The sequence below is a fragment of the Salmonella sp. HY31 genome (assembly GCF_042604575.1).
Classification (GTDB): Bacteria; Pseudomonadota; Gammaproteobacteria; order Enterobacterales; family Enterobacteriaceae; genus Salmonella; species Salmonella diarizonae.
Window position 1 is genome coordinate 3,019,666 of the sequence record NZ_CP170479.1, and the last position, 26,222, is coordinate 3,045,887.

The window sequence follows — 26,222 nt, forward strand, 5'->3', positions numbered from 1 at the left end:
CCCTTCTGTAACTATAATGGAACCTCGTCATGTTTGAGAACATAACCGCCGCTCCTGCCGACCCGATTTTGGGCCTGGCCGATCTGTTTCGCGCCGATGACCGTCCAGGGAAAATTAACCTTGGCATTGGCGTATATAAGGATGAAACCGGCAAAACACCGGTGCTCACCAGCGTTAAAAAAGCCGAGCAGTATTTACTGGAAAATGAAACGACGAAAAACTATCTCGGCATTGACGGGATTCCGGAATTTGCTCGCTGCACCCAGGAATTATTGTTTGGCAAAGGCAGCGCGCTGATTAACGACAAGCGCGCACGCACGGCGCAAACGCCGGGCGGTACCGGGGCGCTACGCGTTGCCGCCGACTTCCTGGCAAAAAATACCCCGGTAAAACGGGTGTGGGTGAGCAACCCCAGTTGGCCGAACCACAAAAGCGTGTTTAACGCCGCCGGACTGGAAGTCCGGGAGTACGCTTACTACGATGCGGAGAATCACACGCTGGATTTTGACGCGCTACAAGCCAGTCTGAGCGAAGCACAGGCCGGCGATGTGGTTCTGTTCCATGGTTGCTGTCACAACCCAACCGGCATTGACCCTACTCTGGAACAGTGGAAAGCTCTGGCTGAGCTTTCTGTTGAAAAAGGTTGGCTACCGCTATTTGATTTCGCTTACCAGGGCTTTGCCCGCGGCCTGGAAGAAGATGCGGAAGGTCTGCGCGCCTTTGCCGCGCTGCATAAGGAGCTGATTGTCGCCAGCTCCTACTCCAAAAACTTCGGTTTATATAATGAACGCGTCGGTGCCTGCACACTCGTTGCCGCCGACGCGGAAACCGTGGATCGCGCTTTTAGCCAGATGAAATCAGCCATTCGCGCTAACTACTCTAACCCGCCGGCGCACGGCGCGTCCATCGTCGCCACTATCCTGAGTAATGACGCACTGCGCGCCATCTGGGAACAGGAGCTGACGGACATGCGCCAGCGTATCCAGCGTATGCGTCAACTGTTCGTGAATACCTTGCAGGAGAAAGGCGCAAACCGCGACTTCAGCTTTATTATCAAGCAGAACGGGATGTTCTCATTCAGTGGTCTGACCAAAGAGCAGGTGCTACGTCTGCGTGAAGAGTTTGGCGTTTATGCCGTAGCTTCTGGTCGCGTGAACGTGGCAGGTATGACGCCGGATAATATGGCACCGCTGTGCGAAGCCATCGTCGCGGTACTGTAAAAACCTGTCGGCTGGCGTGACCGACAAAAAAGCCTGCACATTGCAGGCTTTTTTCATTCTGCTTACCAGACCGGCATCTCGTCTTGCAGGAAAGGGTTATGCAGACGCTCGTAACCGAGCGTGGAGAGCGGGCCGTGGCCAGGGATAAAGGTCACATCATCGCCAAGCGGCAGTAGTTTACGCTTAATGGCGTCAATCAACTGATTGTGATCGCCGCGAGGAAAATCGCTGCGCCCGACGCCGCCTTTGAAAATCACATCGCCGGAGATCAGCAGTTGCGACTGTTCATCAAAGAAAACCACGTGTCCCGGCGTGTGTCCCGGACAATGTAACACCTGTAACGTCACATTCCCTACGCTGACGCGATCGCCTTCGTTCAGCCAGCGGTCAGGCGTCAGCGGCTGGCACTCATCCAGACCAAACATGCGGCTTTGCGCCGGCAGTCCTTGCAGCCAGAACTCATCTTCTTTTTCCGGACCGATAACAGGAACGCCGTAATGCTGCGCCAGTTCACTCGCTGCGCCGACATGATCGAGATGACCATGCGTGAGTAAAATTTGCATCAACGTCACACCGCTGGCGTCCACTTCCTGTTTAATTTTTTCAGCGTCGCCGCCCGGATCGACCAGCGCCGCCAGCCGGGTTTGTTCGCACCAGATTAATGAACAGTTCTGGGAGAACGCGGTGACCGGAATAATACGATAGTTCATACTGCTCCTTTGATTAAGCCTCGCTGATTACCAGTGCCGCGCCGGCCCGGTATCAATATGCACAAAGTTACTACGTGGGTAATATCCTACACCACCTGCGCCCATAGATAACGCCGCTTTGCGAATATTGCTCAGCGCCACGCCCTCAATATGAAAATCCATCGCCTGCCCTTTCGTATGGTAGCTTTTTTTCGCTACGCCGCTGCTACGGGCGCGTAATTCATTATTGGTATCAAGAGAGCGGTAGCCCGAGATGAGCTGCACAGGTTTACGTGTCCCTAACAGCCCCTGAAGTCGGTAAAGTTGGTCAAACAGGCGGGGATCGATTGATCGGACTTTATTCGCGCGATAGTCACGGAAAAAATGGTTTAACTTTGCTAATTCATCCTGAATGTAGGCTCTTCCATCGAAAAACTCCGCCTTGATTGACTCTCCGGTATGGAGATTGTTTAACGTCAAAATACGCGGGCGTGGGGTCGAGAGTGTGGCAAACGCTGGCACGGGCAGGATGGCGGCGCCGAGGGCGACACCACCAAGCGCCAGCAGCTTGCGGCGATTAGCGTCAAATTTGTCCATGATAATCAGGTCTACAGGTCAATGTTATCGTTAATACACTTCTACCTTTAAGCAGGCATAATACCGACAGGCACAGGCTTCTGAACGGCCCGGTCGACTCAAAGGTTGTTGTATATGCACTTCTGGCGCACGAAAGGCACCTTAACTGGCGATAAAGCCTGCGTCAAGATTGCCCTCCCCCAGCAACGACGGGGTCTACAGCGAAACGACCCCGTTGAAGCTAAACATTAGGACAACATATTTACCAGAACTTCTTCATTTACCTGATTAATTGTTCAACCTTTGGCACAATTTGTGCGCTGGATCGCGCTGTGAGATCGTAATTGTAAATATCTGTACGATACTGCATACGACCATCTGCGCCGACAAACGCGGTCAGATAGTAAAGATTAACCGGAATGTTCTGCCGGATATTGACATACCGCGTGTCGCCTTGCTTCAGAGCGCCAGAGATCCGCGCATCGTTCCAGCCCGCATCTTGCAAAAGCATATTAGCCAGTTCAGAGGCCTTATTGACGCGCACGCAACCGGAACTTAACGCCCTGGCGTCACGCTGAAAGAGATTATGGTTGGGCGTATCGTGCAAATATATCGCATCTGAACTCGGCATATTAAATTTATAACGCCCCAGCGAATTGTGCGCGCCTGGCGCCTGCTGGAAACGGAACGGAAGATTCGATGGCGTAATGGTGGCCCAGTCAACCTGCCACGGATCGATCGCTTCTTTGCTGTTCCAGCCGCGCATCACGGTGTAGCCATGGCGCTCCAGATAGCCTGGGTCATTCCACACCTTCGGTAAAATGTCTTTACGCGCAAGCGTGGGCGGAACGTTCCACGGCGGGTTCACCACCACATTATTCAGCGCGCTGCTCATCATCGGCGTTTTGCGATCAGGACGCCCGACGATCACCCTCGAAGCCAGCACCTGGTTGCCATTCTGATAGTAGACCAGCGAATAAGCGGGAATGTTCACCATAATACCGGTAGATAATTCCGCCGGCAGCAGGCGTAAACGTTGGATATTCAATGCCAGTACGCCTGCGCGTTGCGCGGGGGTCATATTGAGCCAGTTACGCGTTGCCGGGCCAATTACGCCATCCGCCCCCAGACCTTGCCATGCCTGGAAACGCTTTACCGCCTCGACCAGTTCACGATCGTAGGCGGCGCGTACCGCCGGAGCCGGCTTGCTACGGCGGGCCGTTTGTTCGGCGACCGGCTGCGCCGCCGGTGTTTCGACGCCCACGGCGGAGGGGCTGACAACGGCGCTATCAGCAGTATTATCGCCGGGTAAGGCAATCTTTGGACCGCCATCCAGCATCCCCGTACGCTGTAATATTTCGCGCAGCGCAGGCACATCGTTACTCCATTGCCCCGGGCGCAGCGTCACGGTATTGGTCAACTGCGGCCACGGGCGAGAGTCCGCCACCAACTTCAGCAACGCGTCATGCATGAGTGCATACTGTGGATGTTGCGGCGCCAGGCTGGCGACAAACGTCGGCAACTGCCCCTCTTCCAGCGCGATTTGCCACTGGTTAATCACCGAGACTGGCGGCGTCGCCAATGCATAAGGTTTGTTGCTATATAACCAGCGATTGCCTTTGACGGGGATATTCGCAATGAAATGGAGATAGCCCATCATGGCGTCTGACAACACGACATCGCGCGCCATACCGTTTACGGCGGGATCGGTCAACAATGCCACCCAGGCGGTAAACTGCGGCTGGAATCCGGCAATCGCCACCTCCGCCAGTTGTTGCTGGAAGGCTTTCACCGCATCGCGATTATCCCACATGGGCTTCATGTCGCGCGCGGCGTAAAGCAATGCCAACTGGCTCATATAGACCGGCGTATAGCCGGAAGGGAGCTGCGACTGTAGATCAGCCCGAATTTTCCCGGCTGAAGCGCCCTCCGGCAGCGGCTGAATCCCGGCCAGAATCGCCGTCGCGGCTGATTGCTTCTGCGGCCCAGCCAGACCAGTCGCGGCAACGGCGCTATCGCCAGGTATCATTTCAGGCTCATCGGCCTGCGCATTGAACAGTGGAGCGAATGTTACGGCCAGGCATAAACTGATTGCCGACAGACGACGACCACACATCTTGTTAAGCAACATCCCTTGCCCCCTGTTTTCGTTATCATACTCCGCATGACGGTGCAGCCCGCGGCGCGGGTCAACCTCACCAATGCTTTTGTTTAGTATGACGAGTCAGCCTGCTCACTCGTCAGGCTTAACTCCAGTATATAAAGTTCGATACGTTTTTGCCTAACCTAATGTAAAGAAGTTTAAAGAAAATACACTACCCGGAGAGATTTTTCAGATAAAGAAAAAGGCGGCTTTCGCCGCCCCAGTCTAATGATAAAGCAGAACTTATTTTGCCGGATGACGCGTAAACGCTTTATCCGGCCTCTGTTCGCGATAATTTCAATACGTCAGGAAATCATCCAGGTCTGATAAGCGAAACAAACGCCATCAGGCATGCCACCGTTTCTGCTGTGTTTAACTCGCTTCTGAAGGTGTATCTTCCGTCTGCGTACCGGGAAGCGTTTCCGGAAGTTGCGGCGCAAAGCCACGCAGTCCGACAACATGAACGTGCTCAGTATTCTGAAACACTTTACGCACCAGTTTATACGTCGTGCCCTTCTCCGGACTGATGTTTTCCGGCGCCGCGATGATGAGCTGCATCTGCAAACGTTCGCACAGTTCAAACAGCGTGGCGATAGAGCGCGCATCCAGACGCGCCGCTTCATCGAGGAACAGCAGGCGACATGGCGAAATATCTTTCCCGCGCAATCTGCGTGCTTCGTCTTCCCAGCTTTGTACCACCATCACCAGGATCGACATCCCGGTCCCGATAGCTTCCCCGGTAGACAGCGCGCCGGATTCCGCACGCAGCCAACCGTCTGATCCACGGTTAACTTCGACTTCCATCTCCAGATAGTTACGGTAGTCCAGCAACTCCTCGCCGATAGTCTGCGGCGTGCGTTGCCCCATATCGATCTGCGGATTCAGGCGCTGGTACAATTTCGCCAGCGCTTCGGAGAAGGTCAGACGATTGCTATTAAACAGATCCTGGTGCTGCTCATGCTGTTCTGAAAGCACATCCAGCAGGGTGGCATGCGTTTCACGCACGTTGACGTTTAACCGCACGCTATTCACCTGTCCAAACGAGACGCTTTGCAAACCCTGGTTCAGCATTCGGATACGGTTCTGTTCGCGCTGGATAGTCTTGCGGATAATGTTCGCCACGCTGCGGGAACTGATCGCTAGCTTTTGCTCACGCGACGTCAGCTCTTCCGTCAGACGGCTCAGTTCAATCTCCATCTGTTCAATGGCTTCAACAGGATCGTCGGTACGAATAATATCCTGACGAATACGTTCGCGCAGATGCTGATAAACGGCCACAAAGAACTGGATTTTACGTTCCGGGCGTTTTGGATCTTCCGACAGGCGCAACACGTCGCGCAGATGTTCGTTATCCGCGACCGCCAGGCGCAGCGCGCCCAACGCCTTATCCGACATGGAGCGCAGTTCATCCGCCGACAGATAAGCCAGCTCACGACGGTGCAGACGACGTTCCACGCCATTGTCTTTAACCATCCGCATGACTGCGCACCAACCGGCTTTCGCGGTCACGACCTGCTCGCGCATTTCATGATAATCGCGCTCCAGCTTGCGCAGCTTGCGGGTCAGGTTATCCATCTCCGCTTCGCAGAAGGTGAGCGCTTTCTCAAGCTGATTGCGACGCGAACGGTTATTGCTCAACTGGGCGTGCAGCTCATCCCGACGCTGGCGGGCGCGCTCTTCCGCCCCGCTGTCGGCGCGAACGCCAATATCCTGTAATTCGCGCTGCAAATCGTTAAGCAGCTCTTTTTTCGTGTCGTAAGAACTTTTTAGCGAGGCCAGAACCTGACTGTACTGACTTAGCTGCGCAGCATGGCTGCGCAGCGCTTCGCGGGCGCGGGTACGCTCGGCTTCCGCCTGCTCCAGCCGCTGGCGCAGCTTTTCATTGAGATCGCTGTTGCCGCTCAGCATTTCCGCCGAGTCGGAATAGCTGAAATGCGCCCGACGTTCGACAACTTCAGCCAGCGCAAAAGCCTGCTGGCGCGCGTCGCGCTGCATTTGCTGCGACCATGCATAGTCTTCTTTTAACTGCTCAAACTGTTCCGGATCGCTTTGCAGAACGGAAACCACTGGCTCCAGTCTGGCTAACTGGTTGCCATATTGCTGCACAAATCGCGCCGCTTCTTGCGCCTCATCCAACCGCTCCTGAATTTCATCGACCCGATCGGCCAGCGTTTCATCGGCCAATAAATTCAGCCGCGGCAGCAAACGGTTAAGCGCGGAAACGCCCTCTTTCGCCTGCTCAAACTGAATGCGCTGCTGCTGGTTGTCGTTTTCATGCGTCGCCAGCGCGCGCTCCAGCTCGACGCGACGCCCGTTCAGTCGGCGAATTTCCGCTTCCGGATCGTCCTCAAAGGCGACGGAAAGGTGACTGCCGATAAAACGGCTGAACGCCTGGTGCAAACGCTGGGTTTTCTGAACGTCAAACGAGAGCGTGGCAAAGCGCTCGGAAAGCACTTCCCGTTCCGCATGGAGACTTTCAATACGGTTCTCGCGCGCCGCACGGCCAAAAATAGGCAGCGACGGGAAGCGCGAATAACGCCACTGACGATCGGCAATTTTCACTACCACCGCCTTTTCCAGCTCGTCAACGCTGAATACGCTGTCATCAAAAGACTGCGGATCGCCTTCGATCAGGTACAGATCTTCCGGGCAATCGGTCAGACCTTCAAGCTGTTCGGCTATTTGTGATAAATCCGGCACGACGATCGCATGGCGCGACGGGCCATACAGTGCGGAAAAGTACGGCGCATCTTCAAGGCTGACATCATCGTAGATTTCCGACAGTAATACCCCGCCAAAACGCTCCGCCAGCGCATTCAAACGCTGATCTTCCGCGCCGCCCGGCTGACTTAAACGTTCGATCTCTTCATCAACCGCATTTTTACGCGCGCCCACTTCGTCGCGTTCGACAATGGCTTCGCGCTCACGCTCCAGTAACTGTTGCAGGTATTCTGTCACTTCCTGGCTGGACGTAAACTCCTCGCCGCACTGTTCGCTAAGCTGGTTAAGGCTGTTTTGCGCCGCCAGCCAGACGGGCGCACGCTGCATCAGATGTTGAATACGCGACTGAAGCTGCTCCTGCTCCTGACGCAAGGTCATACGCTGTTCGCTGGCGTTAGCCACGTTGTCAGACAGCGCCGCGATGCGCGCTTCAAGCTCCTGATGCAGCGCTTCCAGTTCGTCAATATCAAAATTTTTGCCCTGTCGCTTACAGAACTCCGCCAGCAGACGTTCCGCCTCTTGCTGCTCGCGCAGCCGCTGTTCCAGTTCGCTCAGGCGCATCCGCAGCGGCTGTACCTGCTCCGCCAGATGACGCTGGTTCACGCCGTCCCGTAACAGCTCGCGCGCCACGTCCCAGGCTTCGCTACGCGCCAGCGGGCCGTTGATCGCCGCAACCAACTGGTAAGCCTGCTCAAACTGGCTGTGCGCGGTTTGCGCCACGCTCATTTTTTGTTCCAGCGACAGCAGTTTTTCCGTAGCTTCCTGCTCTTTTGCCTGGAAAGTATTCAGCCATTCGGCGGCGCTTTCAGGCGTTAGATCCGGCAGATGGCAAATTTCTTTGGCGCGGGCGAGCGCGGATATCGCCTGGTTATACTGAATCGCGCGCGTTTGCTGTACATCCAGCGCCTGCTGGTAATCCGCAAGCTGACTTTTGAGTTCATCGACTTCCAGCTCGGCGGCTTCGGCACGCGCTTCATTTTCGTCCTGCATTTCGGCAGCTTCCGCCACCACTTCGTTTTGCTCTTCAAGTCGAATCTGCAGTTCTTCAAGATCCGCTTCGTAGCGTTCAATTTTTTCCTGCTGGCGCAGCGCGGTTTGCACCAGGTTCAGGTGATCGCTCGCCGCCTGGTAATCCGCTTCAAGAGAACCTTCGGCACCGTTATGCTCACCCAGCTCGCGAGCCATATCGACATGCTTATACTGCTCCGCCGCCAGTTGCTTGCGCGATGTGTACAGTTCGCGTCGAAACGCCAGCGCCTGATCAAGGTGAACCCGACGCTCATTGGCGTGGCGCATATAATCCGCAGCCACATAATCGGTGGCTTCGCTGATCAAATGCTTAAACAGATCGCGATCGGATTGGGTAACGCGGATCGCTTCCAGCGTGAGCCGGTTCTCGCGCAACGCCGCTTCCATATCCTGGAACGCCTTGCGCACGCCGCTGTTTTCCGGCAATAAATAATCGCGTAGCGATCGGGTAATAGCACTGGAGATCCCGCCGTACAGCGAGGCCTCGATCAAACGATAGAATTTACTGCGATCCGACGCTGAGCGCAGACGACGAGCGATAATCCCTAAGTCAAACATCAGCGAATGATAATCGGTGATGGAGTTAAACTGCTTAAACTGCACGCCTTCCATCTCGTCAAGCTTGTCTTTCAGCTCAGCAAGCGACAGTACACGCGCCTGACGTTCGTTTAATGTCTCTGTCACCAGTTGCGTCGGCTGTACCGACATCGGCAGTCCCTGAATAGCGAACGGTTTAATGTCCACTTTGCGATCGCGCCCGGCGACCTGCTGCAGACGCACGCCGACCACCACCCGCTGATGGCGGGAATTAATGGTGTCGAGCATAGAGTAACAAACGCCCGCCTTCAGCTTACCGTGCAAACCTTTATCGCGCGAACCGCTGGTGGCGCCGGCTTCCGTGGTGTTACGAAAGTGCAGTAATGTGAGATCCGGAATCAGCGCCGTGACGAACGCCGCCATCGTCGTGGATTTCCCGGCGCCGTTACCCCCGGATAACGTCGTGACCAGTTCATCAAGGTCAAAGGTACGGGCAAAAAAACCGTTCCAGTTAATCAGCGTTAGCGAGCGAAATTTACCGCGTTCAATCATTCTTCTTCCTCTCCACTGTCCGGCTGATTCTCTTCGGTCTCATCATTAAGTTGCAGATGGTTTTCAATTGGCATCGCTTCTCCGTCGCGGATAAGACGACGCTGCGCCTCGCGAGGATCGTCGCCGGCGCGTACATCCGCGCCAAAACGGAAGACCGATTCTGTAATGCGGAATTTGCTGCTGTCGTGGCCCATAAACCACACCATGCCCAAACGACGCAGGCGGTTCAAAGAAGAACGTACCTTTTCCTGCAGTTTCTGGCGATCGACGTCAGATCCCGTCGAGCGGTTATTCACCAGCTTTAGCAGTTTGGCTTCGTCCGCCAGGGTAAGCAGCTCGTCGTACAGCTCCTGCTGGGTAAAAATCCCTTCGTTCGCCAGACGCTCCGGGCTGAGATAGAGGTAGCAGAGAATTTTACCGACCATCATATCCAGTTCGGATAACACCGAGCGCGGGATAAGCGTGGTGGAACGCGGACGCAGGTAGAAAAACCCCTCCGGCGCACGAATCAGCTCCACGTTATAACGCGCGTAAAACTCTTCCAGGTATTCCTGAAAATCCATCAGAAAGGCATGATTATCCAGTTCGTCCAGCCCGATGTGGCGGCCCGAACGCAATGCGCTATCCAGCGCCGGAAATAACGGATTCGCCAGCGCCTGCGCCAGCTTAACCGGCATCACTTGTTCAATATTTGTCAATGACATGCGCCTGTACCTTGGCTCCGTAATCATTAATCGGCTGCCATTTGGCTGGCAGTCCGGTGAAATCTGCTTGCGCTACGCCAAGACGTACCGCTTGATCGATAACAATACGCGCCACGTCGAAATGACGCGCGCGCGGGTATTGCGCCAGATACTCGCGCACCACCAGTCCAAGATCTAGTGGCTTTTGTCTGGTTTTGTAGATAGCCAACTGTTCTTCGATAATGGCCGCCAGTTGCTCACGGATCTCGTTAAACTCTTCATATTCCAGATCCGGCGGCAACTCCCCGGTGACTTCATCGTCACGCAACGCCATCTCTTCATCGCGCATATCCAGCAAACGATCGGCATTCGCGTAGGTTAGCGCCCACGGTTCATCGAAATACGTTTGCACAGACTGACGCAAACGCTGGGCGAAGACACGGTTTTTATCCATATCGATCGCGGTACGGATAAATTTATGCACGTGACGGTCGTAGCCGATCCATAAATCGATAGACTGCTGTCCCCAACTGATAATACGGTCAAGTTTGCTTTGCAGGTCAAAGACCAGCTTGTCGACAAAATGCAGATCGTCGTGGGACATCGTGGCATCCTGAATACGCAGCAGGTTAGCCTGCAGCTTATCGCCCGCCGCTTCCAGCGTATCCTGCAATTCACGCAGCGTACCGGACGTTTCGGAAAGCAGCAGTTCACAACTCGAAATCGCCGCGCGCCAGTCTTTATTCAGCAGTTGTGCGATATCATCTTTTACCTGCTGCTGCTGCTCATCCATGATGCGCTGAGTCAGATCGATACTGTCGAAAATTTCCGCCACCGAATATTTCAGCGGCGCGTAGACATTACGGTGCCAGTGGAACTCGTCGCCGCCCTCTTGTGCCGCATCCGCCGCGCTTTTCAATTCGCCTGCCACAATTGATAGCTGCATGGAGAGACGTAACGTAGAGAACTCCCGCTGGCGAATATAATAATCGGTGATGCCAATTCCCAGCGGCGTTAATCGGTAAATCGCATTGCCTTCCGCCTGCTCGCTGGTAAAGCGGTTCAGCAGACGTTGACGCACCATATCGTTAATCGCGTTATTAGCGCGCACGCCGATGGTTTCGCTGGTTTGCTCAAACGCATCACTCACATGGCGGAATGCATCCACCAGCTCGCCTTCACTCATCTCGCCGTCAAGGCGTTCGCCGTTCAACGTGGCGACCGCCAGCAGGAAGGAAAGCCTGTCTACCGGCAGCGAGATGGAAAAGTCGTTTTTTCTGGCCCAGGCAACCAGTTCGGGGACTGTCTGGGAAAATTCACTCATAGGTTATCCTTGCATCTGCGGCTAGCGCCGGGCTTTTAATCGCGGTGACATGAATGTAGCGCCCAAGGCTAATATACGGCTCCTGGCGGCAATAACGCGTTTCCAGTTCGACCAATGTCTCATAACAGTCACGCTGTTGGTGCTTTTCACGCAGATAATCATGAAACACACGCACGCCGGTTTTACCGGTAATCTGCCAGCCAATCGCCTCCAGCCACTGGTACACCTGCGCGGGGTCGCGCGGGTAGTCAGGCGACAACGTGCGCTTCTTGCGTTTAGGCATCCCCGCCTGCACGTAGTCAAAATTACCCGCCACCATATTGTGCATCAGCAAACCGTTAGCGTTATAGAACATTAACGACAGCGCGCCGCCAGGGCGCAATACTGACCAGAGCGTTTCTAATACGCCGACAGGATCGGCTACCCACTCCAGCACAGCATGAAACAATATCAGATCAACCGGGCTTTCCAAATGCGCAGCGACGTCCTGAGCCGGGCATTGTATAAAATGCATGTCTTTGCTCACACCTTTTGCCTCGGCCGCCTGCCGCGCGCGGGCGATCATTTCACCAGACAGATCGCATAACGTCACCTGATGGCCGCGCTCAGCCATCTTAATCGCCGTTTGCCCTTCGCCACCGCCAGCATCCAGCACCTGCAATTTTCGCCCGCCGAACGCCTCCAGCACGCGATCCAGGTCTTGCCACAGAATGGCTTGCCGCAGTTGCCCTTTGGTTGTGCCGTAAATGTTACGGGAAAACTTTTCAGCAATGTCATCAAAATTGCGATCCTGCATCGGACTCTCCACAGGCTGGCTCAGGCGTTATCTGATAAAACCGCTATTTTGTCACAGCCACGGCGAGAATGAACCTGTCTGGTGTAATATCACCGTTAATCCTCCGCTATATGGTTAAAAAAGGAACCAAAAAGGATGCTTTTTACGCTAAAGAAAGTGATTGGCGGTATGTTGTTGCCGCTCCCGCTGATGTTGCTGATGATTGGCGTCGGCCTGGTGCTGGTCTGGTTTAGCCGCTTTCAGAAGACCGGAAAAGTATTTATCAGCGTAGGTTGACTGGCGCTATTGCTATTAAGCCTGCAACCCGTCGCTGACCATCTGCTGCGTCCGATAGAAAACCGCTACCCCACCTGGCAGGGTCCGCAAAAGGTGGAGTATATTGTGGTTCTCGGCGGCGGTTATACCTGGAACCCGCAGTGGGCGCCGAGCTCTAATTTAATTAACAACAGTTTGCCGCGGCTTGCGGAGGGCATTCGACTATGGCGAGCGAATCCGGGAGCAAAGCTGATTTTTACCGGCAGTGTAGCAAAAACCAATACGGTAAGCACGGCGGAAGTCGGCGCGCGAGTGGCGCAGTCGCTGGGCGTACCGCGTAGCGATATTATTACGCTGGATAAGCCAAAAGATACGCAAGAAGAAGCCGCCGCCGTTAAGCAGGCCATCGGCGACGCACCTTTCCTGCTGGTGACATCCGCCTCGCATTTGCCACGCGCGATGATCTTTTTTCAGCATGTCGGGTTGAACCCGCTTCCTGCGCCAGCGAATCAGTTGGCGATCGATTCGCCACTCAATCCCTGGGAGCGGGCAATTCCGTCCCCGGTCTGGCTAATGCATAGCGATCGCGCTGGGTATGAAACATTAGGACGACTCTGGCAATGGCTGAAAGGGGCATCAGGCAAGCCAGGGGAGCAATGATTTCGCCGCCAGATCAAAATTGGTACGGTTAAAACGCCCGGTATTCACCAACTGCGCAACCTCGTCCCACAGCACATAGAGCCAACGCCGCCAGATGAATGACTCCGCCACTGGCGCGCGTTGCAGATAATGCCAAAGCAATCCCTCCGCCAAGGGATTATCCATCAGGCGAAACAGTTCGAACTCTCTCGGCGCCCACAGCATCAGCCCGGGGCCGACCATCGCCAGGAGCTGATCGCTACGGGCGTCTTTAAGCATACTGCGCAGGCAGAAGTTACCATGCACCAGTACGCAGTTGTCATTAAACCCCTCAAATAACGAAGGAAGACACTCTCTGGTGCGAAACAGAATGCGTTTGTCCTGCATCGTTAAGCCGGTATTGCTGAACTGGTTTAGCGTCGTCCACAGCACCTCCACCCGCTGGCGATACCAGGAAGGCCAGATATTTTCCTGAGTATGGTCTACGGCGCCAACGCAACCGCGGCTATCCTGCCGATGCCAGGCTAGCAATCCTTCAACAATCTGATCTTTTAGCTGTTCCCAGCGTTCCGGCGTGCGCGCTGGCGCCTCTACCGACACGCCGCGCAGTCGTTCCAACAGCAGCACATCCGGACCAGGATGCTCTTCATGCGTCAATACGCCATAGATTACCGGCATCCTCACCGTACCGCTACGCGCCAGCATTGAGGTTTTCCATGCCAGTTGCTGCGCCACGCCGGGAGTTGTAAAGCTTCGCGCCATCAGCGGCATCGGATTTCCCTGGCTGTCATATAATGACCACAATGCGGAATCCGCTTTCTCATTTACACACTCTATACGGCTAAGTTTTTCACCCAGTAAATGGCTGAGTTCGGCCCGCAACTGTTCCATTCCAGATTACCCCCATTAGTGCTACTGCTTTAATAATGAGCGTCGTATGGACAGATGTCACCCGTATGAGATCAAGAGAAGAAAAGAAAAATGAGGAAAATCGTAACGGTACGAGAGAAGGGTCACTGGCGAGCAGACGTGAGTATTCATCTTTGCGCTACCATACAGGGCTGTTCATGACCGTCTGCGACGATCATGAACAGGGTCATATTAACGCATTTCGGCGCGAACGCGCTCAAGGTCGTCGGCGGTGTCTACGCCCGTACCAGGCACCGCTTTGGCGACAGCGACATGAATTTTTTCGCCGTACCACAGCACACGGAGTTGCTCCAGCATTTCAATATGTTCAAGCGGGCTGGGCTGCCAGCTCACGTAACGGCGGATAAAACCCGCGCGATAGCCGTAAATGCCCAAGTGGCGCAGGCAAGTATCCCCTACCGTTTCCAGACTTTTTGCAAAGCGATCGCGATCCCAGGGAATCGTCGCCCGGGAGAAGTAGAGCGCATAGCCTTCGGCATCCAGCACAACTTTCACCGCATTCGGATTAAATGCCTCTTCGGCGCTGTGAATCGGCGCCGCCAGCGTCGCCATGCCAACCTGGCGCTGCGCCAGATTTTCTGCGACCTGGCGAATAATAACCGCCGGGATCATCGGCTCATCGCCCTGGACGTTCACAATAACGGTATCGTCGCTGAATCCGCACTTCTCTACCACTTCCGCTAACCGTTCGGTACCGGACTGGTGATCGGCGCGCGTCATGCACACTTCGCCGCCAGCCGCGTCTACCGCATGGGCCACATCTTCATGATCGGTCGCGACAATAATGCGTTCCGCGCCAGATTCGCGCGCCCGCTCCAGGACATGAACAATCATGGGCTTGCCATTGATATCCAGCAATGGTTTGCCTGGCAGTCGGGTAGATGAAAAACGGGCCGGAATGATCACGACGAAACTCATGATTTACTCTCATCAGATGTCAGGGAGCGAGCTTCATTTTCCAGCAATACAGGAATGCCGTCGCGTAACGGGAAAGCCAGATTATCCAGTTTGCAAATTAATTCTTGCTTTTCCTGGTTGTACCAGAGTTTGCCATTGCATACCGGGCAGGCGATGATTTCAAGCAGACGATGATCCATAGTTCCTCCAGATGGACCGGATTGTGAATCCTTCAATATTAACATAATCGGTTATGGTGCAGGGTCTATTTCCCAGCCGTGACGCATGCCGCTAAACAAGCCTGGCGGACATTGTCCCAACGTCACGCGCGATGCCCGTTGCCAGGTGGCAAACGCGCTAATGGCCTGCAAAATTCCTTTTTGCAGACTAGCGCCAGGGCGAATATCGTCCTCCAGATACAGCGAGATGACCTCAAGCCCCCCCGTTTTACGGTGCATTTTGGCGTCCATTCGCCCGACTAAACGGCCCCGGTATAATAGCGGCAGCACAAAATAACCGTACTGGCGCTTCGCCGCGGGCGTATAACATTCCAGCCGGTAGTTGAATGCGAAGAGCTGCGCTGCCCGCTTACGATCCCATACTACGGGGTCGAAAGGCGACAGCACTGCGCTATGGGTCGCCTTTAAGGTGTTATTCAGCGCCGGTTCAAGCTGCGAAAAAAGATCGGCATGAAGCCACATCCGCCCCAACGTTTCCACCTCGACCGGAATAATCTGCTGCTGTTTCGCCCGGCTCTCCCGCCATCCCTTCAGGTCAGGACGTTTCAGGCGGTAGTAATCCGCCAGCCACTGTTCACGGAAAATCCCCAGACTGCGCGCGCTATTATCCAGCATCAGACGTTCCGCCTGCGGCTGTAACAGTCCATCGCGTTCATCATCCCAATGCGGCATCACACGGTACGTTAAATCATATACGCGTTGAAAATTACGCCGCTCAACAACCATGACCTTTCCGGCGGTAAATAATCCCTCAAGGTGGCGTTTATGCGGTTTCCATTCCCACCAGCCGCTGACACCTTTCTGCGCATGTTCAAAATCGGCAGAACGCACCGGACCGTGCTCCTGGATATGCCGCACTAGCTGTTCTATTTCTGCCTCATGGTCATGCATCCATGCCGCGCGATATTTCCAGCCCATCTTTTCCGGCGACAGCATACGATGACGGATAAGTTTGAAGTCGCGGCGTGGTAAGAAACAGGCCTCATGCGCCCAGTATTCCATCAGCTCGCCGCGTAGCAGCGCCTCATCCAGCCAGGCCTGTGGGTACGAGCCGAGACGGCTAAACAGCACCAGATAGGGGCTACGCGCGACAACATTGATGGTATCAATTTGCAGCAACGCCATACGTGAAATGGCGGCAAGAACATCGCCAGGCATCGCGTTACGGCGCGGCTTTTTCAATAGCCCCTGCGCAGCAAGATGGAGACAACGGGCCTGGGAAAGAGAGAGGTACGGCAATGACATTCATAACTCCATAAATTCATCACTGCCGCTGCATTAGGGTGCGCTAGCGAACCAGCGAGGTGATATGCTCAAGCAACTTATCAGGCTGCTCGCCGGACAAACGCGCATCAACCGGTAAAAACCACCAGTTTTCCTCGGCAAAAGCACGGCATTTCACCGCGTCTTTTTCCGTCATTACCAGGGTCTGCCCCTCGCTGACCAGAGCCTGAACCTCAGCAGGGGCAAGCGTCTGGTGATCCGCCAGCGGGACGCACTTTTGCGGATGCGCGCCGCAGGATTCCAGCGTTGCGAAAAAGCGCGGCGGATGACCAATGCCCGCCATCGCCACAATATTGCTCAGTTGCGCTACGTCGCAACGCGCTCCCGTACGTAAGTTCACCGCCAGTCCAGGCGCTAGCTGCATGGGTATTTCGCCCGCCCGGGCGACGCCGCCATTCACGATGGCGGCGTCCACGGTTTTCAGGCGACTGGCGCGTTCGCGCATAGGACCGGCGGGAAGCCACCAGCCGTTGCCAAATCGGCGCACGCCGTCAATCACCACAATTTCAATATCTCGCGCCAGTCGGTAATGTTGTAACCCATCGTCGGTGATAATGATCTGCACATCATGCGCCGCCAGAATCGCTTTCACCGCCGCGGCGCGTTCAGGCGCAACCGCGACAGGCGCACAGGTCCGTTGATAGATCAATACTGGTTCATCTCCCGCTTCTGCGGTTGTCGTCTCCGGCGTCAGGAGTAGCGGATAAGCCGCGGCTTTCCCGCCGTAGCCACGAGAAACGACCCCCACGCGCATGCCACGCCGTTGCAACTGCTCCACCAGCCAGATTACCACCGGCGTTTTACCGTTACCGCCGGCCGTGAGATTCCCTACCACAACCACCGGTACCGGCGCTCGCCAGGCGCGTTGAAGACCAAGCTTATAGCTCAGACGAATCGCCCCGCTCACCAGGCCATACAGCCAGGAGAGCGGCAGCAGTAACCGCCATAGTGGGGATTCACCCGACCAGATACGCGCAATCATTGGCCAAATTGCATCTTATGTAGCTGGGCGTAAACGCCGCGTTGCGCCAGCAGCTCGCTATGAGTGCCGCGCTCAACGATAATGCCATCTTCGACCACAACGATCTCATCCGCCTGTTCAATGGTGGAGAGACGGTGCGCAATCACCAGCGAGGTACGGTTTTTCTGCAGTTCATCCAGCGCCGCCTGAATCGCACGTTCAGACTCGGTATCCAGCGCGGACGTGGCTTCATCAAGGATCAAAATCGGGCTGTCGCGCAGTAAGGCGCGGGCAATCGCGATACGCTGGCGCTGACCGCCGGAAAGCAGTACGCCATTTTCGCCGATGATGGTATCCAGACCATTATCCATCTTGTTGATAAAGTCCATGGCATAGGCCATGCGCGCCGCCTCTTCAATCTGCTCGCGGCTGTATTCTTCCGTCCGTGCATAAGCAATGTTATTGGCGACCGTGTCGTTAAACAGATGCACGTTTTGCGAAACCAGAGCCACCTGATTACGTAGAGAGGCCAGAGTGTATTCGCGCAGATCGTGACCATCCATCAGGATGTGTCCTTCATCAATATCGTAGAAGCGCGTGATCAGGCTGGCGATAGTCGATTTACCCGATCCGGAACGCCCCACCAGCGCCACGGTTTTCCCCGCAGGAATTTTCAAATTGATGTTACGCAATGCCGGAACTTCACGGCCCGGGTAAGTAAACGTCACATTGCGGAATTCAAGATCGCCGGTCGCGCGGTCAATGACACGTTTACCTTCATCTTTCTCCTGTTCGCTGTCCAGAATTGCAAACAACGTCTGACAAGCCGCCATCCCACGCTGGAACTGCGCGTTAACGTTTGTCAGCGATTTTAACGGACGCATCAGCGCGATCATGGAGGAGAACACCACGGTGATGGTCCCAGCCGTCAGGCTATCCATTACGCTTGGGAAGCTCGCTGCATAGAGGACAAACGCCAGCGCCAGCGAGGCAATGAGCTGAATGATAGGATCGGAAATTGACGAGGCTGAGACCATTTTCATGCCTTGTAGTCGCATCTTATTGCTGACTTTATCAAAGCGTTTAGTTTCGACTTCCTGACCGCCGAAAATCAGTACCTCTTTATGCCCTTTTAACATTTGTTCGGCGCTGGTAGTCACTTGTCCCATCGTGTTCTGCATATTTTTACTGATGCTGCGGAACCGCTTTGAGACAACGCGAATCGCAATCGACACAATCGGCGCTAAAACAACCAAGATGATCGACAACTGCCAGCTGTAATAGAACATCATGATAAACAATCCGATGATCGATGCCCCTTCACGCACCACGGTAATCAGCGCGCCAGATGAAGAAGAGGCAACCTGTTCTGAATCGTAAGTAATACGCGACAGCAGCGTACCGGTAGACTGTTTATCAAAGAAGGCGACGGGCATTCCCATCATATGACCAAACAGGCGACGGCGCATGGTCATTACCACCTTGCCTGACACCCATGAAATACAGTAGCTGGAGACATAGCTGGTGATGCCTCGTAATACCATCAGCCCAATAACCACCAGCGGCATCCACAGCAACACTGAGCGATCCGTTTTACCGAAACCATCATCCAGTAATGGCTTGAGGAGCGATAACATGAAGGTATCGCTGGCTGCGTTGAGAATTAACGCTATGCCCGCCACGATCAGACCTGCTTTAAAAGGCGCTATGGTTGGCCACAGTCGGCGGAAGGTCTGCCACGTAGAGAGATCTTTATCGTTATGCATTCAAAAAACCAGCATTTGTTGAAATAGCCGCATATTCTACCCGTTATCCTCGGGCACGCCAAACCACTGATGATACCAACGAGGTAAAATTTGATCCCGTAAGCCTTGTATGCGCCAGCCCTGCGGAGAAAACCGCAGCGAAATTTGCCCCTGGTGGGGTGTATCAAGCCACTGATACGCCTGCTGTCGGTAGCGCTGTTTTACCTTACGTGACGGCAGCCGCCATGCGTTATAGCGCGAGGCGGACGCCAGCGCCGCTTTACCATGTACCCGCTGAATAAGCGGTAGCGACGACGACGTATTACTGCCATGATGCGGCACCTGGATAAACGTCGCCGCAAGATGTCGCCAGTAACGACTTAGCATTTTTTGTTCAGCGCCCGCTTCAATATCGCCCGTGAACAGGATGCTGTGTACGCCATCATCCACTTTGACCACACAAGAGCGGTTATTTCCTCGATCGGTACTTTCGCGTAACGGCCAGTGCGCCTGAAACGTCAGCCCCTGCCATTGCCACTGCTCGCCGCGAAAACAGGGCAAATGTCCCTGCCAGCCTAACGGGCTGCGAATCCACATTGACGGCCAGACCCGCTGTAGCGAACGCAGCCCGCCCCGATGATCCAGATGCTCATGACTCAAAATAACGCCCTCCGGCGTCAGATTATGCCAGCGCAACCAGGGAATAATAACCTGTTGCCCGCTATCGCCCTCCGGCCATGCCCGGCCGGTATCGTAGAGTATTACTTTATCGCCCCTGACGATCGCTATCGCCAGCCCCTGACCGACATCCAGCATATGCACCTGCCATCCGCTGGCGTTTATCGGCCGCCAGAGTGGCCAGCTCATCAGCAATAACCCGCATAAACAGACCGCCGGCCAGGTACGCCAGACGTTTAATCGCCACGCGATAAGCGTTAACCAGGGCGATAGCGTCAGCCACTGCCAACGGTTATCAATATTCACCCAGCCCTGCGGTAAAGCATTCAATAGGTAAAATAGCGCGGCTAACGCGCGATCGGTCAGGAACCATACCCACTCTTCAAGAAAAAGCGGCCCGGTTAAATGCAGAATCATTCCCGCCAGGATGAGCGGAACCGTCAAAAATGTGACCCAGGGTACGGCAAAAAGATTCGCCAGTATTGCGGTAACGCTTATGCCATGAAAAAGCGCCACCTGGAGAGGCAAAAGCAGAAGTGTAATGCCTGCCTGTAGGTGAAGCAGGTTAAGCAACCAGCGTACGCCCCGTGGAAAATTTCCGTTTGGCGCAGGAAACCACTGATACCAGAATAACAGGCCGGCAACCGCAAATGCTGACAGCCAAAGACTTTGCGATATAACCGCCACAGGATCGGCGAAAATAATCGCGGCCAGACAGCAGCACCAGACTTGCCAGCCGCTCCACTGTCGTCCGCTTAATTTTAATCCTCCCCAGACGCTCAGCGCCACCATCGTGCGCAGCGCAGGCGGTTGTAAGCCGGTAAGCCATGCATAACACATCGCGCAAAGAATGCCGCCCAGCAATGGCGTCTGCCAACGAATCCATCTGACCGGCAAAAAGAATTGCCCGCCGCGGATTAACCCGGCAGCCAATAACGCGGCAAAAGCGATATGCAGGCCGGAAATCGCCATCAAATGGGCGGTCCCTGTATCGCGCATAATGGCTTTCACCTCCTGCGACACCGCTCCCCGCTCCCCCATTCCCAACGCCAGAATAACCTGCTGCCACGGATAAGGCGCAAGCGTAGCGCGAAGCGAAGCAAGGTAGCGCGCACGCAAGCTACACTCTGGGTTAATGGCTTTAGCCTGTAGAAAACGCCCGGTCAATGGTTGGTGCTGCGCCAGTGAGTAGCGTTGGCTATCAAAACCGCCTTCGTTAAGCTGACCGTGTATCGCTCTGACCTTCAGCGTCATCGCCCACTGTTGCCCGGCACACACTTCCGTGGGTAAGTACTGACCATACAGGACAACCCCTACAGCAGGAAAGAGCGGCTTTCCGCGCAAATGGGTAATTCGCCCATAATGGGTCGTCATATGATCGGTGGCGGTAATGACGACTGTCGCCTCCTGCGTCGCGGCGGGCAGGACGTTACCCGCCCAAATGGCCTGCCTGGCGGCAAATATTCCCCACAGGAAAAAGAGCAAGGTTAATGCCGCGTAGCGCGCATAGTGGTGAGGAATGAGGCAAAGTAAACATGCCAGACAAAACAGCGTCGCGAGAATCCACGTGTCGGGTAATACTGGCAATATCGTAAGTGGAAGTATGCCGCATACTACGCATACGCTGACCGTCGTTATCTTCATAGACACCTCCCTGTGCAGGAAAGTGTGCAGGTTCAGGACGCCATTGTCTGGTGGGGATTTTGTGCTATACGGCGCGGATTCCAGGTTTTTTACCCGGCAAATGTAAGGCGCAGCAAAAAATGCGAAACGCTTTCCAGTTTGCGCCTGACGGCGTATAAATGAAAAAAGCACCCTGACGGTGCTTTTTTCGGATTTAAGTTTTGCGTTAAAACTTAACCGTAAATATTGGCGCGATCGCGCAGTTCTTTACCTGGTTTAAAGTGAGGAACGTATTTTCCTTCCAGTTCCACTTTATCACCGGTCTTGGGGTTACGTCCGGTACGAGGCGCGCGATAGTGCAAAGAAAAACTGCCGAAACCGCGGATTTCAATACGCTCGCCCTGCGCAAGAGTCGAGGCCATATGCTCCAGCATCTCTTTTACTGCGTCTTCAACCGCCTTAGCGGGAATGTGAGATTGCTGGGTTGCAAGTCTTTCAATCAATTCTGACTTGGTCATGATTCCTCCGGTTCCTTAAAGGCAAATTTGGCTGCAGCCGTTAGATTGATTAAGGGCGGCCGTAGCCGCCCTTAGTGCTTGATTACAGGACGAATCCTGCAATCTGTCAAGTAAACTCGTTATACTTCGGACTAAAATGCCCGAAGTTCCAGAGAATTACTCGCCTTTAGCTGCTTTGAATGCTTCAGCCATTGCGTTGTTAGAGAAGTTTGCATCTTCCTGTTTGTTAACAGTTGCGATTGCATCTTTCTCGTCAGCTTCGTCTTTCGCACGAACAGACAGGCTGATTGCGCGGTTTTTACGATCAACGCCGGTGAATTTAGCTTCAACGTCGTCGCCAACGCTCAGAACCAGAGTTGCATCTTCAACGCGGTCACGGGATGCTTCAGAAGCACGCAGGTAACCTTCAACACCGTCAGCCAGTTCTACGGTTGCGCCTTTAGCGTCAACTGCAGTCACTTTACCGGTTACGATAGCGCCTTTCTTGTTCAGGGCAACCCAGTTGTTGAACGGATCTTCTGCGAGCTGTTTAACGCCCAGGGAGATACGTTCACGCTCTGCGTCAACCTGCAGAACAACTGCAGCGATTTCGTCGCCTTTTTTGTATTCACGAACTGCTTCTTCGCCTGCAACGTTCCAGGAGATGTCAGACAGGTGAACCAGGCCGTCGATGCCGCCGTCCAGGCCGATGAAGATACCGAAGTCAGTGATAGACTTGATTTTACCTTCAACGCGGTCGCCCTTGTTGTGGGTTTCTGCGAACTGCTGCCACGGGTTAGATTTGCACTGCTTCAACCCTAAGGAGATACGACGACGTTCTTCGTCGATATCCAGAACCATCACTTCCACTACGTCGCCAACGTTAACCACTTTGGACGGGTGGATGTTTTTGTTGGTCCAGTCCATTTCGGAAACGTGAACCAGGCCTTCAACGCCTTCTTCAATTTCAACGAAGCAGCCGTAGTCGGTCAGGTTGGTCACGCGACCGGTCAGTTTGGTACCTTCCGGATAACGTTTAGCGATAGCAACCCACGGATCTTCGCCCAGCTGTTTCAGGCCCAGGGATACACGGGTACGTTCGCGATCGAACTTCAACACTTTAACGTTGATTTCGTCGCCAACATTCACGATTTCGCTCGGATGCTTAACGCGTTTCCAGGCCATGTCCGTGATGTGCAGCAGGCCGTCAACGCCGCCCAGATCAACGAATGCACCGTAGTCAGTGAGGTTCTTAACGATACCTTTAACTTCCATGCCTTCCTGCAGGTTTTCCAGCAGCTGATCGCGTTCTGCGCTGTTTTCAGATTCGATAACGGCACGACGAGAAACCACAACGTTGTTACGTTTCTGGTCCAGCTTGATTACTTTGAATTCAAGCTCTTTGCCTTCCAGGTGCAGAGTGTCGCGCACCGGACGAACGTCGACCAGAGAACCCGGCAGGAACGCGCGAATACCGTTCAGCTCAACAGTGAAGCCACCCTTAACTTTGCCGTTGATAACACCGGTAACAGTTTCAGCATCTTCGTAAGCTTTTTCCAGCGTGATCCATGCTTCGTGACGTTTAGCTTTCTCACGAGAGAGCAGAGTTTCACCGAAGCCGTCTTCTACTGCATCCAGAGCAACGTCAACTTCGTCACCAACCTGGATTTCCAGTTCGCCCTGGGCGTTTTTGAACTGCTCAGCCGGAATGGCGGATTCAGATTTCAGACCAGCGTCAACCAGTACGATATCTTTATCGATAGCAACAACAACACCACGAACGATGGAACCCGGGCGGGTTTCGATTTCTTTTAAGGATTCTTCAAAGAGTTGAGCAAAAGATTCAGTCATGTTTAATCTTCAGGTTTCATATTTAACGTCCACCTGGCTCCGTGCCGGATGGGGTTGTTTAACATACCCGCTGTCATTCCCTTGCAGCGGGGGTACTGCAAATTCGGTCGCATTTAAGCGAGAGCCAATTTTTGGCGCGCGTATTGTAACGCTTTTTCAATCACTTGCTCAATGCTTAATCGGGTAGAATCCAAAACTAATGCATCAGCAGCAGGAACTAACGGCGCTACAGCGCGATTACGATCGCGATCGTCGCGTTCCTTGATCTCGGCCAAAAGGCGTTCAAAGTTAACACTAAAGCCCTTCTCCTGCAACTGTAGCATGCGTCGATGCGCACGTTCTTCCGAGGAGGCGTCAAGGAAAATTTTTACCGGCGCATCCGGGAAGACCACGGTGCCCATATCGCGCCCATCGGCGATTAAACCGGGCGCTTCGCGGAACGCGCGTTGGCGACGAAGAAGCGCTTCACGCACGCGTGGAAACGCCGCCACCTGGGATGCCGCGTTCGCGACTTCCTGCGTACGGATTTCGCCGCTAACGTCCTCGCCTTCCAGGATAACCTCCAGATTGCCGTCCGTTGAGACGAAACGCACATCCAGATGGGACGCCAGCGGCACCAGCGCATCTTCAGAGGCGAGATCGACATGGTGATGCAATGCCGCCAGCGCCAGTACGCGGTATATCGCGCCGGAATCCAGCAGATGCCATTGCAATGCTTCCGCCATTGCTTTGCACAAGGTGCCTTTACCTGCACCGCTTGGGCCATCAATGGTTATTACCGGGGCAATTGCCGTCATCTTTATCTCCTTAAACAGGCGTACCGTTAACGTAAACGCCGCGCATTATACGCGCCAACGCTCGCGACCGTTAACGTTGCGTGCAAAAACCAGTTTTGTCTGTAATCAGATGCGGAATAATTGCGCAATTATAGCGGGCCGACGAGGAACCAGCCCGAAAGATTAGCAGTAGTCGTGATTGTAAAAATAGCGCGAGTGCGGACACCGGCGCGCCAGCCTGTCGGCTGGCGCAACAGAAGGATCAGGCTGGCGTACTCATCCGCGCCAGTTGTTCGAAATAATCAGGGAACGTTTTTGCGGTACATTTAGGGTCCAGGATCGTGACTGGCGTATCGGACAGCGCGACCAGTGAAAAGCACATCGCCATACGATGGTCATTGTACGTGCCGATATCCGCGTGATGGAGCTTTGCTGGCGGCGTGATACGAATATAATCGTGCCCTTCTTCGACTTCAGCCCCCACTTTACGCAGCTCGGTCGCCATCGCAAACAGGCGATCGGTTTCTTTCACCCGCCAGTTATAAATATTGCGCAGCGTCGTGGTTCCTTTCGCAAATAGCGCCGTGGTGGCAATCGTCATCGCCGCATCCGGAATATGATTCATATCCATATCTATGGCGTGCAGCTCGCCGCGCGTACAGGCAATAAAATCATCGCCCCAGGTAATGGTCGCGCCCATTTTCTCCAGCACATCGGCAAAACGAATATCGCCTTGCATACTATTACGGCCAATCCCGGTCACTTTTACCGTACCGCCTTTTATCGCCCCGGCGGCGAGGAAATAAGAAGCCGACGAGGCATCGCCCTCGACCAGATAGCGACCCGGCGACTGATACTGTTGACCGCCCTTCACGACAAATTGTTGGTAGCGATGGTTCGCTATCTCCACGCCAAAGGTTTTCATTAAATTTAACGTGATGTCGATGTAAGGTTTTGATACCAGTTCGCCTTTAATACGGATCACTGTGTCTTTAGGCGCCAGCGGCGCGGTCATCAGCAGCGCGGTAAGGAACTGGCTGGAAACGCTACCGTCAACCTCAACGTCGCCGCCGGTAAAACCGCCGCGCAGACGCAGGGGCGGATAATTTTCCTGTTCCAGGTAATCAATATTCGCCCCGCCCTGACGCAGCGCATCGACCAGATGGCCTATCGGACGCTCTTTCATGCGCGGTTCGCCGGTTAACACTGTCTCATTTTGACCCAGGCATAGCGCTGCCGCTAACGGACGCATCGCGGTTCCGGCATTACCGAGAAACAGTTCCAGATCGCCTGGCGCGCGCAATGCACCGCCATTACCGATGATGTCACAGCGGGTGCGATCGGCAGAAAGAGTATAATCAATCCCCAGCGCGCTCAGGGCATTGAGCATATGGCGGACGTCATCGCTATCCAGCAGATTCGTCAGAACGGTTTTACCGCAAGCTAAAGCCGCCAGGAGCAAAGCACGGTTTGAAACACTTTTGGAGCCAGGTAAATTAATGGCGCCATCGACCCGCGCGATAGGTTGTAACGTCAGGGATTCCATGAAACTCAACTCTCAAAAAACAGAAATAAAA

Annotated in this window: 19 protein-coding genes and 1 pseudogene; 2 read left to right on the plus strand and 18 right to left on the minus strand. The window is 54.4% G+C overall.

Annotated elements, in window-relative coordinates:
• Nucleotides 1-29 precede the first annotated feature (29 nt).
• On the plus strand, nt 30-1,220 hold the full coding sequence (gene aspC / locus ACE15A_RS14400) for an aspartate transaminase (RefSeq protein WP_053509627.1): 1,191 nt from the start codon (nt 30-32) through the stop codon (nt 1,218-1,220).
• Between the two features lie 62 nt (nt 1,221-1,282).
• On the opposite strand, the gene ACE15A_RS14405 is transcribed toward aspC, so the two are convergent.
• The 7 genes from ACE15A_RS14405 to cmoM form a co-directional block, all read right to left on the minus strand.
• On the minus strand, nt 1,283-1,930 hold the full coding sequence (locus ACE15A_RS14405) for an MBL fold metallo-hydrolase (RefSeq protein ID WP_001109473.1): 648 nt from the start codon (nt 1,928-1,930) through the stop codon (nt 1,283-1,285).
• A 27-nt stretch (nt 1,931-1,957) separates the two neighbouring features.
• The gene (locus ACE15A_RS14410) at nt 1,958-2,506 is read right to left on the minus strand and encodes a YcbK family protein (protein WP_023247049.1); all 549 of its coding nucleotides are present in this window, start codon (nt 2,504-2,506) and stop codon (nt 1,958-1,960) included.
• Between the two features lie 259 nt (nt 2,507-2,765).
• On the minus strand, nt 2,766-4,616 hold the full coding sequence (ldtD, locus tag ACE15A_RS14415; protein ID WP_023247050.1) for a L,D-transpeptidase: 1,851 nt from the start codon (nt 4,614-4,616) through the stop codon (nt 2,766-2,768).
• Nucleotides 4,617-5,000: 384 nt separating this feature from the next.
• Entirely contained in the window at nt 5,001-9,467 is a 4,467-nt protein-coding gene (gene mukB, locus ACE15A_RS14420) for a chromosome partition protein MukB (protein ID WP_053509626.1), read from the minus strand.
• Complete coding sequence (gene mukE / locus ACE15A_RS14425) at nt 9,464-10,171, minus strand: chromosome partition protein MukE (RefSeq protein ID WP_023247052.1); 708 nt, start codon at nt 10,169-10,171, stop codon at nt 9,464-9,466. Before mukE ends, mukB begins: the two co-directional genes overlap by 4 nt.
• Nucleotides 10,152-11,474 carry a chromosome partition protein MukF gene (mukF, locus tag ACE15A_RS14430; protein ID WP_023247053.1) on the minus strand — a complete coding sequence of 441 codons (1,323 nt, stop codon included), beginning with the start codon at nt 11,472-11,474 and terminating at the stop codon, nt 10,152-10,154. The genes mukE and mukF overlap by 20 nt, the downstream gene beginning before the upstream one ends.
• Nucleotides 11,467-12,270 carry a tRNA uridine 5-oxyacetic acid(34) methyltransferase CmoM gene (gene cmoM, locus ACE15A_RS14435; RefSeq protein ID WP_023247054.1) on the minus strand — a complete coding sequence of 268 codons (804 nt, stop codon included), beginning with the start codon at nt 12,268-12,270 and terminating at the stop codon, nt 11,467-11,469. The genes mukF and cmoM overlap by 8 nt, the downstream gene beginning before the upstream one ends.
• A 135-nt stretch (nt 12,271-12,405) precedes the next feature.
• On the opposite strand from cmoM, the pseudogene elyC reads away from it, so the two are divergent.
• Nucleotides 12,406-13,185 (plus strand): annotated as a pseudogene (gene elyC / locus ACE15A_RS14440) (envelope biogenesis factor ElyC).
• Here elyC and ACE15A_RS14445 read toward each other — a convergent pair.
• The 11 genes from ACE15A_RS14445 to aroA all read right to left on the minus strand — a co-directional run bounded on the left by ACE15A_RS14445 (nt 13,162) and on the right by aroA (nt 26,191).
• On the minus strand, nt 13,162-14,055 hold the full coding sequence (locus ACE15A_RS14445; RefSeq protein ID WP_053509624.1) for a YcbJ family phosphotransferase: 894 nt from the start codon (nt 14,053-14,055) through the stop codon (nt 13,162-13,164). The pseudogene elyC and the gene ACE15A_RS14445 overlap by 24 nt on opposite strands.
• 210 nt (nt 14,056-14,265) lie before the next feature.
• Entirely contained in the window at nt 14,266-15,012 is a 747-nt protein-coding gene (kdsB, locus tag ACE15A_RS14450) for a 3-deoxy-manno-octulosonate cytidylyltransferase (protein WP_023247057.1), read from the minus strand.
• Nucleotides 15,009-15,191 carry a protein YcaR gene (ycaR, locus tag ACE15A_RS14455; protein ID WP_000350056.1) on the minus strand — a complete coding sequence of 61 codons (183 nt, stop codon included), beginning with the start codon at nt 15,189-15,191 and terminating at the stop codon, nt 15,009-15,011. Before ycaR ends, kdsB begins: the two co-directional genes overlap by 4 nt.
• A 51-nt stretch (nt 15,192-15,242) precedes the next feature.
• Nucleotides 15,243-16,475 (minus strand): winged helix-turn-helix domain-containing protein, encoded by a 1,233-nt coding sequence (locus ACE15A_RS14460; protein ID WP_053509622.1) that lies wholly within the window; start codon nt 16,473-16,475, stop codon nt 15,243-15,245.
• A gap of 43 nt (nt 16,476-16,518) precedes the next feature.
• Complete coding sequence (lpxK, locus tag ACE15A_RS14465; protein ID WP_023247059.1) at nt 16,519-17,496, minus strand: tetraacyldisaccharide 4'-kinase; 978 nt, start codon at nt 17,494-17,496, stop codon at nt 16,519-16,521.
• Nucleotides 17,493-19,241 carry a lipid A ABC transporter ATP-binding protein/permease MsbA gene (gene msbA, locus ACE15A_RS14470; RefSeq protein WP_023247060.1) on the minus strand — a complete coding sequence of 583 codons (1,749 nt, stop codon included), beginning with the start codon at nt 19,239-19,241 and terminating at the stop codon, nt 17,493-17,495. Before msbA ends, lpxK begins: the two co-directional genes overlap by 4 nt.
• 36 nt (nt 19,242-19,277) lie before the next feature.
• Nucleotides 19,278-21,542 carry a ComEC family protein gene (locus ACE15A_RS14475; RefSeq protein WP_053509618.1) on the minus strand — a complete coding sequence of 755 codons (2,265 nt, stop codon included), beginning with the start codon at nt 21,540-21,542 and terminating at the stop codon, nt 19,278-19,280.
• Between the two features lie 212 nt (nt 21,543-21,754).
• Nucleotides 21,755-22,039 (minus strand): integration host factor subunit beta, encoded by a 285-nt coding sequence (ihfB, locus tag ACE15A_RS14480; protein WP_000167332.1) that lies wholly within the window; start codon nt 22,037-22,039, stop codon nt 21,755-21,757.
• A 156-nt stretch (nt 22,040-22,195) separates the two neighbouring features.
• Nucleotides 22,196-23,869 carry a 30S ribosomal protein S1 gene (rpsA, locus tag ACE15A_RS14485; protein WP_000140319.1) on the minus strand — a complete coding sequence of 558 codons (1,674 nt, stop codon included), beginning with the start codon at nt 23,867-23,869 and terminating at the stop codon, nt 22,196-22,198.
• A gap of 113 nt (nt 23,870-23,982) precedes the next feature.
• Nucleotides 23,983-24,666, minus strand: a complete 684-nt coding sequence (gene cmk, locus ACE15A_RS14490; RefSeq protein ID WP_000125003.1) for a (d)CMP kinase — start codon at nt 24,664-24,666, stop codon at nt 23,983-23,985.
• 241 nt (nt 24,667-24,907) lie between these two features.
• Nucleotides 24,908-26,191 (minus strand): 3-phosphoshikimate 1-carboxyvinyltransferase, encoded by a 1,284-nt coding sequence (aroA, locus tag ACE15A_RS14495; RefSeq protein WP_053509616.1) that lies wholly within the window; start codon nt 26,189-26,191, stop codon nt 24,908-24,910.
• Between the last annotated feature and the right edge of the window lie 31 nt (nt 26,192-26,222).